The organism is Pseudomonas sp. P8_241, assembly GCF_034008315.1.
Taxonomy (GTDB): domain Bacteria; phylum Pseudomonadota; class Gammaproteobacteria; order Pseudomonadales; family Pseudomonadaceae; genus Aquipseudomonas.
The window spans coordinates 1,241,073-1,255,385 of record NZ_CP125377.1 but is presented as its reverse complement, the minus strand read 5'-3'; the positions used below and the strand labels follow the sequence as shown (position 1 = coordinate 1,255,385).

At 59.9% G+C, this 14,313-nt stretch carries 10 protein-coding genes; 1 reads left to right on the top strand and 9 read right to left on the bottom strand.

Annotated features, from left to right (window positions below; genetic code table 11):
- Position 1: 1 nt before the first annotated feature.
- The gene (gene purL, locus QMK58_RS05595; RefSeq protein WP_053162281.1) at positions 2–3,898 is read right to left on the bottom strand and encodes a phosphoribosylformylglycinamidine synthase; all 3,897 of its coding nucleotides are present in this window, start codon (positions 3,896–3,898) and stop codon (positions 2–4) included.
- 285 nt (positions 3,899–4,183) lie between these two features.
- Here purL and mltF point away from each other — a divergent pair, with 285 nt between their 5' ends.
- Positions 4,184–5,644 carry a membrane-bound lytic murein transglycosylase MltF gene (mltF, locus tag QMK58_RS05590; protein WP_320395976.1) on the top strand — a complete coding sequence of 487 codons (1,461 nt, stop codon included), beginning with the start codon at positions 4,184–4,186 and terminating at the stop codon, positions 5,642–5,644.
- Positions 5,645–5,734: 90 nt separating this feature from the next.
- Here the strand turns inward: mltF and pdxJ are convergent, their stop codons facing one another.
- The 8 genes from pdxJ to lptF all read right to left on the bottom strand — a co-directional run bounded on the left by pdxJ (position 5,735) and on the right by lptF (position 14,120).
- The gene (gene pdxJ, locus QMK58_RS05585; protein WP_053162283.1) at positions 5,735–6,475 is read right to left on the bottom strand and encodes a pyridoxine 5'-phosphate synthase; all 741 of its coding nucleotides are present in this window, start codon (positions 6,473–6,475) and stop codon (positions 5,735–5,737) included.
- Between the two features lie 50 nt (positions 6,476–6,525).
- Positions 6,526–7,215 (bottom strand): DNA repair protein RecO, encoded by a 690-nt coding sequence (recO, locus tag QMK58_RS05580; RefSeq protein ID WP_053162284.1) that lies wholly within the window; start codon positions 7,213–7,215, stop codon positions 6,526–6,528.
- Between the two features lie 131 nt (positions 7,216–7,346).
- Positions 7,347–8,249 carry a GTPase Era gene (era, locus tag QMK58_RS05575; RefSeq protein ID WP_053162286.1) on the bottom strand — a complete coding sequence of 301 codons (903 nt, stop codon included), beginning with the start codon at positions 8,247–8,249 and terminating at the stop codon, positions 7,347–7,349.
- On the bottom strand, positions 8,242–8,931 hold the full coding sequence (rnc, locus tag QMK58_RS05570; protein ID WP_053162288.1) for a ribonuclease III: 690 nt from the start codon (positions 8,929–8,931) through the stop codon (positions 8,242–8,244). Before rnc ends, era begins: the two co-directional genes overlap by 8 nt.
- 185 nt (positions 8,932–9,116) lie before the next feature.
- Positions 9,117–9,971 (bottom strand): signal peptidase I, encoded by an 855-nt coding sequence (lepB, locus tag QMK58_RS05565; protein ID WP_053162290.1) that lies wholly within the window; start codon positions 9,969–9,971, stop codon positions 9,117–9,119.
- Between the two features lie 5 nt (positions 9,972–9,976).
- Positions 9,977–11,776, bottom strand: a complete 1,800-nt coding sequence (lepA, locus tag QMK58_RS05560) for a translation elongation factor 4 (protein WP_053162292.1) — start codon at positions 11,774–11,776, stop codon at positions 9,977–9,979.
- Between the two features lie 171 nt (positions 11,777–11,947).
- Positions 11,948–13,009 carry an LPS export ABC transporter permease LptG gene (gene lptG, locus QMK58_RS05555; RefSeq protein ID WP_053162294.1) on the bottom strand — a complete coding sequence of 354 codons (1,062 nt, stop codon included), beginning with the start codon at positions 13,007–13,009 and terminating at the stop codon, positions 11,948–11,950.
- Positions 13,002–14,120 carry an LPS export ABC transporter permease LptF gene (gene lptF / locus QMK58_RS05550; RefSeq protein WP_053162296.1) on the bottom strand — a complete coding sequence of 373 codons (1,119 nt, stop codon included), beginning with the start codon at positions 14,118–14,120 and terminating at the stop codon, positions 13,002–13,004. The genes lptG and lptF overlap by 8 nt, the downstream gene beginning before the upstream one ends.
- Positions 14,121–14,313: the final 193 nt, after the last annotated feature.

The following is a 14,313-nucleotide window of genomic DNA, read 5'->3' as shown; positions in this document are numbered from 1 at the left end:
ATCAGTTAACCCAGACGCGAGCGTTACGGAACATGCGCATCAGCGGTGCATCTTCGTTCCACTCGTCCGAACGCCACGAGTTCTGCACGGCGCGGAACACACGCTCCGGATGCGGCATCATGATCGTTACGCGACCGTCGCGGCTGGTCAGACCGGTGATCCCGCGCGGCGAGCCGTTCGGGTTGGCCGGGTAGCTTTCGGTGACCTTGCCGTGGTTGTCGACGAAACGCATCGCCACGCAACCGGACAGATCGGCTTCCAGCAGTGCTTCTTCGCTGGCGAACTCGGCATGGCCTTCACCATGGGCGATGGCGATCGGCATACGCGAACCGGCCATGCCTTGCAGGAAGATCGAGTTCGACTCCTGGATCTGCACCATCGCAACACGGGCCTCGAACTGCTCGGAACGGTTACGCACGAAGTGCGGCCAGAACTCGCTGCCCGGGATCAACTCGTGCAGGTTGGACATCATCTGGCAACCGTTGCACACGCCGAGGGTGAAGCTGTCGTTACGCTCGAAGAAACCCTGGAACGCATCGCGGGCACGGCTGTTGAACAGCGCGGATTTTGCCCAGCCTTCACCGGCACCCAATACGTCGCCGTAAGAGAAGCCGCCGCAAGCGACCATGCCCTTGAATTCGTTCAGGTCGACACGGCCGGCCAGAATGTCGCTCATGTGCACGTCGATCGCGTTGAAACCGGCGCGGTCGAACGCTGCCGCCATTTCCACCTGACCGTTGACGCCCTGCTCACGCAGTACGGCAACCTGTGGGCGAATGCCTTTCTTGATGTAAGGCGCGGCGATGTCCTGATTGACGTCGTAGCTCAGCTTGACGCTCAGGCCAGGATTGTCTTCTTCCAGCAGCACGTCGAACTCTTGCTCGGCACAGTCGGCGTTGTCACGCAGACGCTGGATCTGGTAGCTGGTCTCGGCCCACTGACGTTGCAGCAGACGACGCTGGCCTTCGAAGACAGTGTCACCGTTGAAGGTGATGCTGATCTCGCCGTTATTCATCGGCTGACCGATTACCGACACGCAGTCACCCAAACCGGCAGCGCTGAACTGCGCGAGGATGTCCGGGGTAGCGTCCTGACGAACCTGGATCACGGCACCCAGTTCTTCGTTGAACAGGATGGCAGCGATGTCGGCCGAGGTTTCTGCCAGACCGTCGAGGTTCAGGCTCAAACCGCAATGACCGGCGAAGGCCATCTCGACAACGCTGGTCAGCAGACCACCGTCGGAACGGTCGTGATAAGCCAGCAGGTGACCGTCGGCGTTGAGGCCCTGGATCACCGCGAAGAAGGCTTTGAGGTCTTCGGCGTCATCGACGTCCGGAGCCTGATTGCCGAGCTTGCCGTGAACCTGCGCGAGGATCGAGGCGCCCATGCGGTTCTGGCCATGGCCCAGGTCGATCAGGATCAGGTCGGTGGTGCCCTTGTCCATGCGCAGTTGCGGGGTCAGGGTCTGACGGATGTCCGTCACTGGCGCGAAGCCGGTCACGATCAGCGACATCGGCGAAGTCACGGACTTGTCCACGCCTTCATCGTTCCAGCGGGTGGCCATGGACATCGAGTCCTTGCCCACCGGAATGGTGATGCCCAGCTCAGGACACAGCTCCATGCCGACCGCTTTCACGGTGTCGTACAGACGTGCGTCTTCGCCCGGGTGACCGGCCGCCGACATCCAGTTCGCCGACAACTTGATATCGGAGATCTTGCCGATGCGCGAAGCCGCGATGTTGGTCAGGGTTTCGCCGATCGCCATGCGGCCCGACGCCGGAGCGTCCAGCAGTGCCAGCGGAGTACGCTCGCCCATGGCCATGGCTTCACCGGTGTAGACGTCGAAGCTGGTGGCGGTGACGGCAACGTCGGCTACTGGAACTTGCCACGGGCCGACCATTTGGTCACGGGCCACGAGGCCGGTGATGGTGCGGTCGCCGATGGTGATCAGGAAGCTCTTGCTCGCCACGGCCGGGTGATGCAGGACGCGCTCGACGCATTCGGCGATGTTCAGGGTCGACGGATCGAAATCGTCGCCCAGTTCGCTTTCACGAACCACCGAACGGTGCATGCGTGGAGCCTTGCCCAGCAAGACTTCCAGTGGCATGTCCACCGGGCTGTTACCGAAGTGGCTGTCGGTGACGGTCAACTGTGGTTCGGCAGTGGCTTCGCCGACCACGGCAAACGGGCAACGCTCGCGTTCGCAGATTGCCTTGAAGCGCTCGAAGTCAGCCGGGCCGACGGCCAGGACGTAGCGTTCCTGGGATTCGTTGGACCAGATTTCGTGCGGGGCCATGCCCGGCTCGTCGTTTGGAATATTGCGCAGTTCGAAACGGCCACCGCGGTCGCCGTCGTTGACCAGTTCCGGGAAGGCGTTGGACAGACCGCCCGCACCCACGTCGTGGATGAAGCTGATCGGGTTCTTGTCGCCCAGTTGCCAGCAACGGTCGATGACTTCCTGGCAGCGACGCTCCATCTCAGGGTTTTCGCGCTGTACCGAAGCGAAGTCCAGGTCTGCCGAGCTGGTGCCGGTGGCCATGGAGGAAGCCGCGCCGCCGCCCAGGCCGATCAGCATTGCCGGGCCGCCAAGCACGATCAGCTTGGAACCAACCAGAATCTCGCCTTTCTTGACGTGTTCTTCACGGATGTTGCCCATGCCGCCAGCCAGCATGATCGGCTTGTGGTAACCGCGAACTTCGTCACCGTGCGGGGTGGTGATCGACTGTTCGAAGGTACGGAAGTAGCCGGTCAGTGCCGGACGACCGAACTCGTTGTTGAACGCAGCGCCGCCCAGCGGGCCTTCGATCATGATATCCAGCGCAGTGACGATGCGCTCAGGCTTGCCGTACGGCACTTCCCACGGCTGTTCGAAGCCCGGGATCTGCAGGTTCGACACGGTGAAACCGGTCAGGCCAGCCTTCGGCTTGGCACCGCGACCGGTGGCGCCTTCGTCGCGGATTTCGCCACCGGAACCGGTGGACGCGCCCGGGAATGGGGCAATCGCGGTCGGGTGGTTGTGGGTTTCAACCTTCATCAGGATGTGTACCGGCTCCTGCACCGCGCCGTACTGGCGGGTTTCAGGGTCCGGGAAGAAACGCCCGGCCACGGAGCCGACGATCACCGAAGCGTTGTCCTTATAAGCCGACAGAACGCCTTCGCTGTGCATCACGTAGGTGTTCTTGATCATGCCGAACAGGCTTTTTTCCTGGCTCTGGCCGTCGATGTCCCAACTGGCGTTGAAGATCTTGTGACGGCAGTGCTCGGAGTTCGCCTGGGCGAACATCATCAGCTCGATGTCGTGCGGGTTGCGCTTCAAGCCGACGAAGGCGTTGACCAGGTAGTCGATCTCGTCTTCGGCCAGGGCCAGGCCCAGCTCGGTGTTGGCTTTTTCCAGCGCGGCGCGACCACCACCCAGCACGTCGATGGCGGTCAGTGGCTTGGGTTCGGCGTGGCTGAACAGGCCGGCAGCCTGTTCGAGGTTGCCCAGGACGATCTGGGTCATGCGGTCGTGCAGGCCATCAGCAATCAGCTGGGCTTCAGCGTCGCTGAACTGGCCGGCCACGTAGAACGCGATACCGCGCTCAAGCCGCTGGATTTTCGCCAGGCCGCAGTTGCGAGCGATGTCGCTGGCCTTGCTCGACCACGGCGAGATGGTGCCGAAACGCGGCAACACCAGGAACAGACGACCGGTCGGCTCTTGTACCGGAACGCTAGGGCCGTACTTCAGAAGGCGCGCAAGCACCTGCTGTTCGTCGCCGGTCAGGACGCCGGTGACTTCGGCGAAGTGAGCGAATTCAGCATACAAGCCACTGACAGCCGGAACCTTCTGGCTCAGTTGCTCAAGGAGTTTGCTGTGGCGAAAGGCAGAAAGGGCAGGAGCGCCGCGCAGGATCAACATCTTCGGGACAGCCTCGGGAAGGGGTGTGCTTTGAGGCCGTGCATTCTAGCCTAAACCGCCCGCGACATCACCCGAAACGCTACGCACGGTTGCACCCGGACGTCGATCTGTGTTTCTGCCTCGAAAGTCAGGTTAATTTCGGGTGTAACAACCGCTTATTTTTACAGTAACAAAATGCAGGAAAGGCCCATTCCTGCTGGGTTTTGCTCGGTTTTGTGATCTCTAGCAGACAACCCCTTCGCTGTCGAGATATGGCGCCCGTGGTCGTTTGCGTATACTGCGCAGATGTTTTCCCCAACGGCTTTGCGTCCGCGGTACGCCAAATGGCTGATCGCAACCGGACTCTTCCTGGTGCTCGGTGGCTGTGTTGATAAACCCAACACCCTAGAGCGCGTAAAGGAGGATGGTGTGCTGCGGGTGGTTACCCGAAACAGCCCCGCCACCTACTTTCAGGATCGCAACGGTGAAACCGGCTTCGAATACGAGCTGGTGAAGCGCTTTGCCGACGATCTGGGGGTCGAACTCAAGATCGAGACCGCCGACAACCTCGACGACCTGTTCAATCAGGTCGGCAAGCCCAACGGCCCGGTTCTCGCGGCGGCCGGCCTGGTCAGCAGCGAAGAACGCAAAAATCAGGTGCGGTTTTCCCACTCCTATCTGGAAGTGACCCCTCAGGTCATCTATCGCAACGGCCAATCGCGGCCGACTGACGCGAAGGATCTGGTGGGCAAGAAAATCATGGTGCTCAAGGGCAGCACCCACGCCGAGCAACTGGCGCGACTGAAACAGAAATTTCCCGGTATCGAATACGAAGAGTCTGACGCGGTCGAGGTCGTTGATCTCCTGCGCATGGTTGACGAAGCTCAGATCGACCTGACCCTGGTCGACTCCAACGAAGTCGCGATGAACCAGGTGTATTTCTCCAACATCCGGGTCGCCTTTGACCTCGGTGATGCCAGCAACCAGAGCTGGGCCGTCGCACTGGGCGATGACAACAGCCTGCTCAACGAAATCAACGATTACCTCGACAAGGTCAAGAAAAACGGCACGCTGCAACGCCTCAAGGACCGCTACTACGGGCACGTCGACGTCCTCGGCTACATGGGCGCCACCACTTTCGCCCAGCACTTGCAGCAGCGCCTGCCAAAGTACGAGCAGCACTTCAAGGCGTATGCCAAGAAAGAGAAAGTCGACTGGCGCCTGCTCGCGGCAGTCGGTTATCAGGAATCGTTGTGGCAGCCGGCAGTCACGTCCAAGACCGGCGTGCGCGGCCTGATGATGTTGACCCAGAACACCGCGCAGGCCATGGGCGTGTCCAACCGTCTCGACCCCAAGCAAAGCATCATGGGCGGCGCCAAGTACCTGGCGTACATGAAAGACCAGCTGGACGATTCGATCCAGGAGCCAGATCGCACCTGGTTTGCCCTGGCAGCCTATAACGTCGGCAGCGGGCACCTGGATGACGCGCGCAAACTGGCGGCCAAGGAAGGGTTGAACCCGGACAAATGGCTGGACGTGAAGAAGATCCTGCCGCGCTTGTCAGAAAAGAAGTGGTACAGCAAGACCCGTTACGGCTACGCCCGTGGCGGCGAGCCGGTGCACTTTGTGGCGAACATCCGTCGCTACTACGACATCCTGACGTGGGTCACGCAGCCGCAGCTTGAAGGCGACCAGGTCGCCGAGGGCAAACTGCTTGTTCCGGGGATCGACAAGAGCAAGCCGGCTCAAGAGCCAGCCCCGCTGTAGGAGCGAGCTTGCTCGCGATGGGCGTCAACGATAACGCGAAAAACCTGATGCCCCGCGGCGCCCTCAGGTTTTTCGCGAGCAAGCTCGCTCCTACCGGGCAGCCGCCAGAATCAGCGCCTTCATCTCCGAAACAGCCGACTTGAAGCCCACGAACAGCGCATGGGCCACCAGCGCATGGCCAATGTTCAGCTCGTTGATGCCCTTGATCGCCGCCACGGCTTCAACGTTGTGATAATGCAGGCCGTGACCGGCATTGACGATCAGCCCCTGGGCCAGACCAAACGCCACACCATCAGCCACACGCTTGAGTTCTTCGGCGACTTCAGTCGGGGTTTCGGCATCGGCATAACGCCCGGTGTGCAGTTCGATGGCCGGTGCGCCGACACGGCGCGAGGCTTCGATCTGGCGCTCATCGGCATCGATGAACAACGACACTTCAGAACCGATCTTCGACAAGCGCTCGACCGCTGCCTTGATGCGTGCTTCCTGCCCCGCCACGTCCAGCCCGCCTTCAGTGGTCAGTTCCTGACGAGTCTCCGGCACCAGACAGATGTGCGCCGGGCGAATACGCTCGGCGAACTGCATCATTTCTTCAGTGACGCCCATCTCGAAGTTCATGCGGGTTTGCAGCACATCCTTGAGCACCAGAACGTCGCGCTCCTGAATGTGCCTACGGTCTTCACGCAGGTGCACAGTGATGCCGTCGGCACCTGCCTCTTCCGCGTCCAGTGCTGCCTTGACCGGGTCCGGGTAACGAGTGCCCCGGGCCTGACGCAGGGTGGCGACGTGGTCGATGTTCACGCCAAGAAGAATGCGGGTGCTGGTGGTCACGGAAAGCGCTCCAGAAGAAGAGAAAGTTCGGTGCACAGCATACGGTGTGATCAGGGCTTGCGAAACAGCTCGCGACTGACAAGTGGACGGCCGCCCAGGTGAACGGCCAATGCCTGACGCATCAAGCGCTTGGCAGCCGACAAAGCGCCGAGGGTTGACCAGTCGGCTTCGGCCATGGCGAGCAGATCGGCACCGCTGAACAAACCCGGTTGCAGCAGGTAGACCCGCTCCAGCCCTGCATCTACTTGCAAACGGTAGAGACCGTCCGGGGCGATGGGCTGGTCGTGGATATCGGCACTCAGGGAAAAACCGTAGCCGAGGTCATCAAGCAATCGCCATTCGAAGGAGCGCAGCAACGGCTCCAGGGGCCGACCCTCGGCCAGCGCCAGCAAGGTCGCGGCGTAGTGGTCAAACACCGAGGGAAGCGGGTCTTCGGCGGGTAACAGGCGAATCAGCAGCTCATTGAGGTAAAGGCCACTGAACAGTGCCTCACCACTTAGCCAAGTGGAAACTCCGGCACTTTCCATGCGCCCGACGTTCTTCAACTCTCCCCTGCCCCGAAATTCGACTTCCAGCGGCACAAACGGCCGCGCCAGGGTTCCGGCCTTGCCCCGCGCACTGCGCAACACCGCCCGCAGCCGACCTTGCGGCGTGAGGAAGTCCACCAACGCACTGTTTTCGCGGTAGGCGCGGGAGTGCAGGACGTAGGCGGGTTGGGCGATGGGCGGAGTTGAGGACATCAAGTCTCACATACTGTAGGAGCGAGCTTGCTCGCGATGGTGGATAACGATAACGCGGGCTTTCTGAATGAACGCGGCGCTCTCAAGTCCATCGCGAGCAAGCTCGCTCCTACAGGGGGGCTTTCGGAGTATTACAGGTCGCCATAACCCAACGAACGCAAGGCGCGCTCGTCATCGGACCAGCCACCTTTCACCTTGACCCACAGGTTGAGCATGATCTTGGAGTCAAACAGCAGCTCCATGTCTTTGCGCGCCTCGGTGCCGATGCGCTTGATGCGCTCGCCCTTGTCGCCAATGATGATTTTCTTCTGGCCATCGCGCTCGACGAGGATCAAGGCATGAATGTGCAGGGTCTTGCCCTGCTGCTTGAACTCTTCGATTTCGACGGTGATCTGGTACGGCAGCTCGGCACCCATCTGGCGCATGATTTTCTCGCGCACAAGCTCAGCGGCGAGGAAACGGCTGCTGCGGTCGGTGATCTGGTCTTCCGGGAAGAAGTGATCGTTTTCCGGCAGGTGATCGGCGATCACACGCTCCAGTGCATCAAGGTTGTGCCCGTGCTGTGCGGAAATCGGGATGATCTGCGCATTGGGCAACTGCTCCTGCAACCAGCTCAGGTGCGGCATCAGCTCGGCTTTGTCTTCGATGCGATCGGTCTTGTTCAACGCCACGATCAGCGGGCCAGTCACGTACTGGACACGCTCGAGAACCATCTGGTCTTCTTCGGTCCATTTGGTGCGATCCACCACGAAAATCACCACGTCGACGTCTTTCAACGCTGCCGAAGCGGTCTTGTTCATGTAGCGGTTCAGGGCCTTTTCGCCGCCCTTGTGCATGCCCGGGGTGTCGACGTAGATCGCCTGCACATCACCTTCGGTCTTGATACCGAGCATGTTGTGACGGGTGGTTTGCGGTTTGCGCGAGGTGATCGCCAGCTTCTGACCCAGAATGTGGTTCAGCAGCGTGGACTTGCCCACGTTGGGACGGCCGACGATGGCAACATAGCCACAGCGAGTTGCGTTTGTATCAGTCATTGCCATTCTCCACACCCAGGGCAATCAGTGCTGCGGCGGCCGCTACCTGTTCGGCAATACGACGGCTCACACCCTGACCTCGGCTTTTTTCGTTCAGTAAGATGATTTCGCATTCGACGAAGAACGTCCGGCAATGCGGCTCACCCTGGATATCCACCACTTCGTAACGCGGCAGCTCACAACCACGGGACTGCAGGAATTCCTGCAGGCGGGTCTTTGGATCTTTGTTGGTGTCGACCAGCGTCAGGCCTTCGAACTCACCGGCCAGCCAGGCCAGCACGCGCTCGCGGGCCATTTCCATGCCGGCATCGAGGTAGATCGCACCGATCAGCGCTTCGAGGGCATCGGCCAGGATCGATTCGCGACGGAAACCGCCGCTTTTCAGCTCACCCGAACCCAGACGCAGGTAATCGCCCAAGTCGAAACCACGGGCCAGTACGGCCAGGGTCTCACCTTTCACCAAGCGTGCACGCAAACGCGACAACTGGCCTTCGCGGGCCAGCGGGAAGCGATCGAACAGCGCCTCGCCGGCTACGAAGTTAAGGATAGCGTCACCGAGGAACTCCAGGCGTTCGTTGTTACGCCCGGCGAAACTGCGGTGAGTCAGGGCCAGGACCATCAGTTCCTGATCCTTGAAGGTGTAGCCGAGCTGACGCTCGAGACGGCTTAAGGAGACGCTCACGGTTTACCCACGCTGAGTTCGTGGTTGGATTCCACCGCCACCGCCGGGATTCGGCGCAGGCCTGGGACAATTAACGCTGTGTTCAAAAATAACGTCCTGAATATCATTGGCTTCATGCTTTCCGCCCCCGATTGTCTCGGTTCCAGAAATGCATTCGGCGCTGTGTTCAACAGCGCCGTGTGTGATTACTTGATCAGGCCAACCCGCGAGAAGTTCGGCAGGTGACTGAGTTTTGGTTCCGGCCAGCTCATCCAGACCGCGAAGGCCTTGCCGACGATATTCTTGTCGGGAACCATGCCCAGCAGATCCTTGGGAATGTTCGGATCATCCCAGTAGCGACTGTCGTTCGAGTTGTCGCGGTTGTCGCCCATCATGAAGTAGTGCCCGGAAGGCACGGTCCACGAACGGTCCGGCGTGGCGCGATAGCGGCTCATTTCCTTGCGGATCATGTGCTCGGCAACACCGAGTTTTTCCTTGTACAGTTCCGCGCTGCCCAGCGTGCCCGGTTCTGAACCGACCAGTTGCTCGGCAATCGACTCACCGTTGACGAACAAGCGCTTGTCGGCGGTGTAACGAATTTTGTCACCCGGCAGGCCTACTACACGCTTGATGTAGTTGACGTTCGGATCACTTGGATAGCGGAACACCATCACATCGCCGCGCTGCGGATCACCGACTTCGATGACTTTCTTGTCGATCACTGGCAAGCGGATCCCGTAGGAGAACTTGCTCACCAGGATGAAGTCGCCGACATCCAGGGTCGGCTTCATCGAACCGGAAGGAATCTGGAACGGTTCCACCAGGAACGAACGCAGCACCAGCACGATGAACAACACCGGAAAGAACGACTTGCCGTATTCAACCAGCAGCGGTTCTTTGTTCAGTTTCTCGACCACAACCATATCCGGCTGGCTGACGCTGCCCTGATAGGAGGAGATGGCAGCACGCCGACGCGGCGCCAGGATCAACAGATCAAGCAACGCCAACAGGCCGCAGACGAACACGGCGATGACCAGCAACAGCGGGAAATTTAGTGACATAGGACCTAACTATCCAACCTGAGCACGGCAAGGAAGGCTTCTTGTGGAATTTCCACGTTGCCGACCTGCTTCATGCGTTTTTTACCGGCCTTTTGCTTTTCCAGCAGTTTCTTCTTACGGCTGACGTCACCACCGTAGCATTTGGCCAATACGTTCTTTCTGAGCGCCTTGACGGTTGTCCGCGCCACAATCTGCCCACCAATGGCGGCCTGGATTGCCACGTCGAACATCTGCCGCGGAATCAGTTCTTTCATCTTCTCGGTCAACTGGCGACCTTTGTAGTGCGAGTTGTCACGGTGCACGATCAGCGCCAGGGCGTCGACCTTGTCACCGTTGATCAGCACGTCCAGTTTCACCAGACTAGCCGATTGATAGCGATCGAAATGGTAGTCCAGCGAAGCATAGCCGCGGCTGGTGGACTTCAGGCGATCGAAGAAGTCGAGTACCACTTCGTTCATCGGCAGGTCATAGGTCACTTGTACTTGGGAGCCGAGGAACAGCATGTCGACCTGAACACCACGTTTTTCGATGCACAGGGTAATGACGTTGCCCAGGTGCTCTTGCGGCACAAGAATATTGGCGCGCACGATCGGCTCGCGCATGTCTTCGATGGAAGACAGGTCCGGCAGCTTGGACGGGTTATCGACGTAAATAGTCTCGCCGGTCTTGAGCAGCAGCTCGAAGATTACCGTCGGCGCGGTGGTGATCAGGTCCAGGTTGTATTCGCGCTCAAGGCGCTCCTGAATGATCTCCATGTGCAGCATGCCGAGGAAGCCGCAACGGAAGCCGAAGCCCAGGGCGTCGGAGCTTTCCGGCGTGTACTGCAGCGACGAGTCGTTGAGGGTGAGCTTTTGCAGCGCCTCGCGGAAGTCTTCGAAGTCGTCGGAGCTGACCGGGAACAGGCCGGCGTAGACCTGCGGCTGAATGCGCTTGAACCCAGGCAGCACGTCGACGTCCGGCGTCGAGCTCAAAGTCAGGGTGTCGCCCACTGGCGCACCGTGGATGTCCTTGATGCTGGCGATGATGAAGCCCACTTCACCGGCCTTGAGGTCAGCGGTCGGGGTGTGTTTCGGGTTGAATACACCGACGCTGTCCACCAGGTGGATCTTGCCGGTGGACTTGACCAGGATCTTGTCGCCCTTCTTCACACGGCCGTGGCGCACGCGCACCAGGGACACGACGCCCAGGTAGTTGTCGAACCAGGAGTCGATGATCAACGCTTGCAGCGGATCTTCGTAGTTGCCGGTCGGCGCAGGAATGGTGGCGACCAGACGCTCGAGCACCTGGTCGACGCCCAGGCCGGTCTTGGCCGAGCACTCGACTGCGTCGGTGGCATCGATGCCGATGATTTTTTCGATTTCTTCCTTGACGCGGTCAGGATCGGCCTGTGGCAGGTCGATCTTGTTCAGCACCGGCATCACTTCCAGGCCCTGCTCGATCGCCGTGTAGCAGTTGGCAACCGACTGCGCTTCAACGCCCTGACCTGCGTCAACCACCAGCAGCGCACCTTCACAGGCCGCCAGCGAACGGCTGACTTCGTAGGTGAAGTCAACGTGGCCGGGGGTGTCAATGAAGTTCAGTTGGTAGTTGATACCGTCCTGGGCTTTGTAATACAGGGTGACGCTGTGCGCCTTGATGGTGATCCCGCGTTCACGCTCCAGATCCATGGAGTCCAGGACCTGGGCTTCCATTTCGCGCTCGGCGAGGCCGCCACACATCTGGATGAAGCGGTCGGCCAGCGTCGACTTGCCATGGTCAATGTGGGCGATGATGGAGAAATTGCGGATATGACTCAAATCACTCACGGATCAACACTCAAAAAGGCTGCAGGCATAGCCCGCCGAAAAATAGCCGGGAATTGTACCTGATCCACGGCGCAAGCGTCACGTTTGCAGGTCAGACGGCACCTACAAAAAACGCCCCGGTCTTGCGACAGGGGCGTTTTTACTACCGAAAAGTCCGTAATTACCCGGCCATCAACCGGCGCGGCGCAACAACCAAAGCCCTGCCACGGCACAGACCCCGGCCGGGACCAGCACGGAAAACAGCGGCGAGAAACCGAATACCAGGCTCGAAGGGCCCAGCAAATCCTGAACGATGCGGAAGGTGAAACCCACCAGCACACCGGTGAACACCCGCTGACCGAGGGTCACCGAGCGTAACGGTCCGAAAATGAAGGAAATCGCCATCAGCACCAGTGCGGCGGTGACCAGCGGCTGCAACACCTTGACCCAAAATGCCAGCCAGTAGCGACCATTGTTAAGCCCTTGATCCGCCAGGTAATGGATATAACTCCACAGCCCACTGATCGACAGCGACTCCGGCGTCATCACCACGGTGTTCAGCAATTGCGGGCTCAACGCCACATCCCAACGCTCAACCGGAGCGGATACAACTTCGGTGTTCTTTTCGTGGAACAGCGTGGTCGTGACGTCCGACAACTGCCAGTGATCCTTGTCGAACTCCGCACGCTTGGCGAAGCTCGCCGACAGCATGTGCCGCTCGTTGTCGAAGCGATAACGGGTCACGCCGTAGAGGATGCCATTGGGTTGCACCGAGTTGACATGAATGAACTCGTCGCCCTGACGGTGCCACAGGCCATGCTTGGCGCTTTGCGAGTCACCGCTGCCCTGGGCCAGCGAGCGGTTGGCCTGAGCAACGCTTTCGGTGGCCGGGGCGACATACTCGCCGATCAGCACACCCACCAGCATCAACACCAGCATGGGCTTCATCACCGCCCAGACGATTCGACCAATCGACACGCCAGCGGCGCGCATGATGGTCAATTCGCTGTTGCTGGCCAGACTGCCGAGACCGATCAGGCAACCGATCAAGGCCGCCATCGGCAGCATGTCGTAGAGGCGACGCGGAGCCGTCAGCAACACATAGCTCAACACATCGAGCAGTGTGTAAGTATCGCTGGCATCGCCCATTTCATCGATGAACGCAAACAACGTCGCCAGGCCGAGGATGATCCCGAGCACGGCGAGGATCGCCATGAACACACTGCTACCGATGTAGCGATCCAGCTTAACCACGAGCCACCTCCAGCTTGCTGCGGCGACTCGCCATCTTCAGGCGCAACGGCTCCCAGTAAAGCAGGCCCAGGCCAATGATCAGGAATATCCCGTGCACCCACCACAAGCCCAGTGCCGGTGGAATCTTGCCCTTTTCGAGCGCACCACGAGCGGCAATCAGGATGGTCAGGTAAGCCATGTAAAGAAGAATCGCCGGCAGCAGCTTGAGGAACCGGCCCTGACGCGGGTTGACCCGCGACAGCGGTACCGCCATCAAGGTCACGATGAATACCAGCAAAGGCAGGGACAATCGCCATTGCAGCTCAGTGCGCGAGCGAATGTCATCGTTGCCCAGCAAGGTCGCCGTGGTCATGGCATCGCGGTCAGTGACTTCATCGCTGACATCGGGCTTGGGCAGCAAGACACCGTACTCGTCGTACTTGATGGCCCGGTAGTCGGCCTGCCCCGGGTTGCCATCGTAGCGATAACCGTTGTCGAGGATCAGGTAGCGGTTGCCGTCAGGGCGGATCTCCTGACGGCCCTTTTCAGCCACCAGTACCGAGATCCCACGGTCCTTCTTTTCTGAACTGATGTTTTTCTGGGAAATGAACACACCGCCCAGATTGACGCGATCATCCGATAGCTGCTCGGTGTACGTCACCCGGGTTCCGTCACGCAGGGCCTGGAAACGACCAGGTTCGAGGGTATCGAATTCGGTCAGGGCGTCCTGCTTGTTCAGCAACAACTGAAATTGATTGGCGCCTTGCGGGGCCAGGCTCAGGCTCAACCAGGCAACGACCAGCGCCACCAGCGTGGCCGGGAACAGGGTCATGCGAAACAGGCGTTGCTGGCTCATGCCCGTGGCCGAAAGCACGGTCATTTCGCTCTCGAGGTACAGGCGACCGTAGGACAGCAGAATCCCGAGAAACAGGCCCAGCGGCAGGATCAGTTGGAGAAAGCCCGGCAGACGAAACCCCATGATCAGGAACAACGAGCCCGGATCGAGTTGACCCGAAGCCGCCTGGGCAAGGTATTTGATGAAGCGGCCGCTCATGATGATGACCAGCAGCACGGCGCTGACGGCGCTCAAGGTCAAGAGGACTTCGCGGGACAGATAACGGAAGACAATCAAACCAGACACTCCAGGGTTGTCAGGCTAAGGCGGCCAAACAAGCAAACGTATCAGACAACCCGCAAGGCAGAGCTGCCGAAAAAGATGGCGCATTATCCTGTGATTGGGTGCGCCTGTCACTGCGCAATGCATGAACACGGGACGCCTGTACTGTAGGAGCGAGCACCCTCGCGAGAAACTCGAGACCGCTGCG

Excerpts from the sequence above, each read along its gene's own strand:
- mltF (WP_320395976.1), top strand. The coding sequence starts at position 4,184 with ATGTTTTCCCCAACGGCTTTGCGTCCGCGGTACGCCAAATGGCTGATC.
- era (WP_053162286.1), bottom strand. The coding sequence starts at position 8,249 with ATGACTGATACAAACGCAACTCGCTGTGGCTATGTTGCCATCGTCGGC.
- recO (WP_053162284.1), bottom strand. The coding sequence starts at position 7,215 with ATGTCCTCAACTCCGCCCATCGCCCAACCCGCCTACGTCCTGCACTCC.
- purL (WP_053162281.1), bottom strand. The coding sequence starts at position 3,898 with ATGTTGATCCTGCGCGGCGCTCCTGCCCTTTCTGCCTTTCGCCACAGC.
- lepB (WP_053162290.1), bottom strand. The coding sequence starts at position 9,971 with ATGTCACTAAATTTCCCGCTGTTGCTGGTCATCGCCGTGTTCGTCTGC.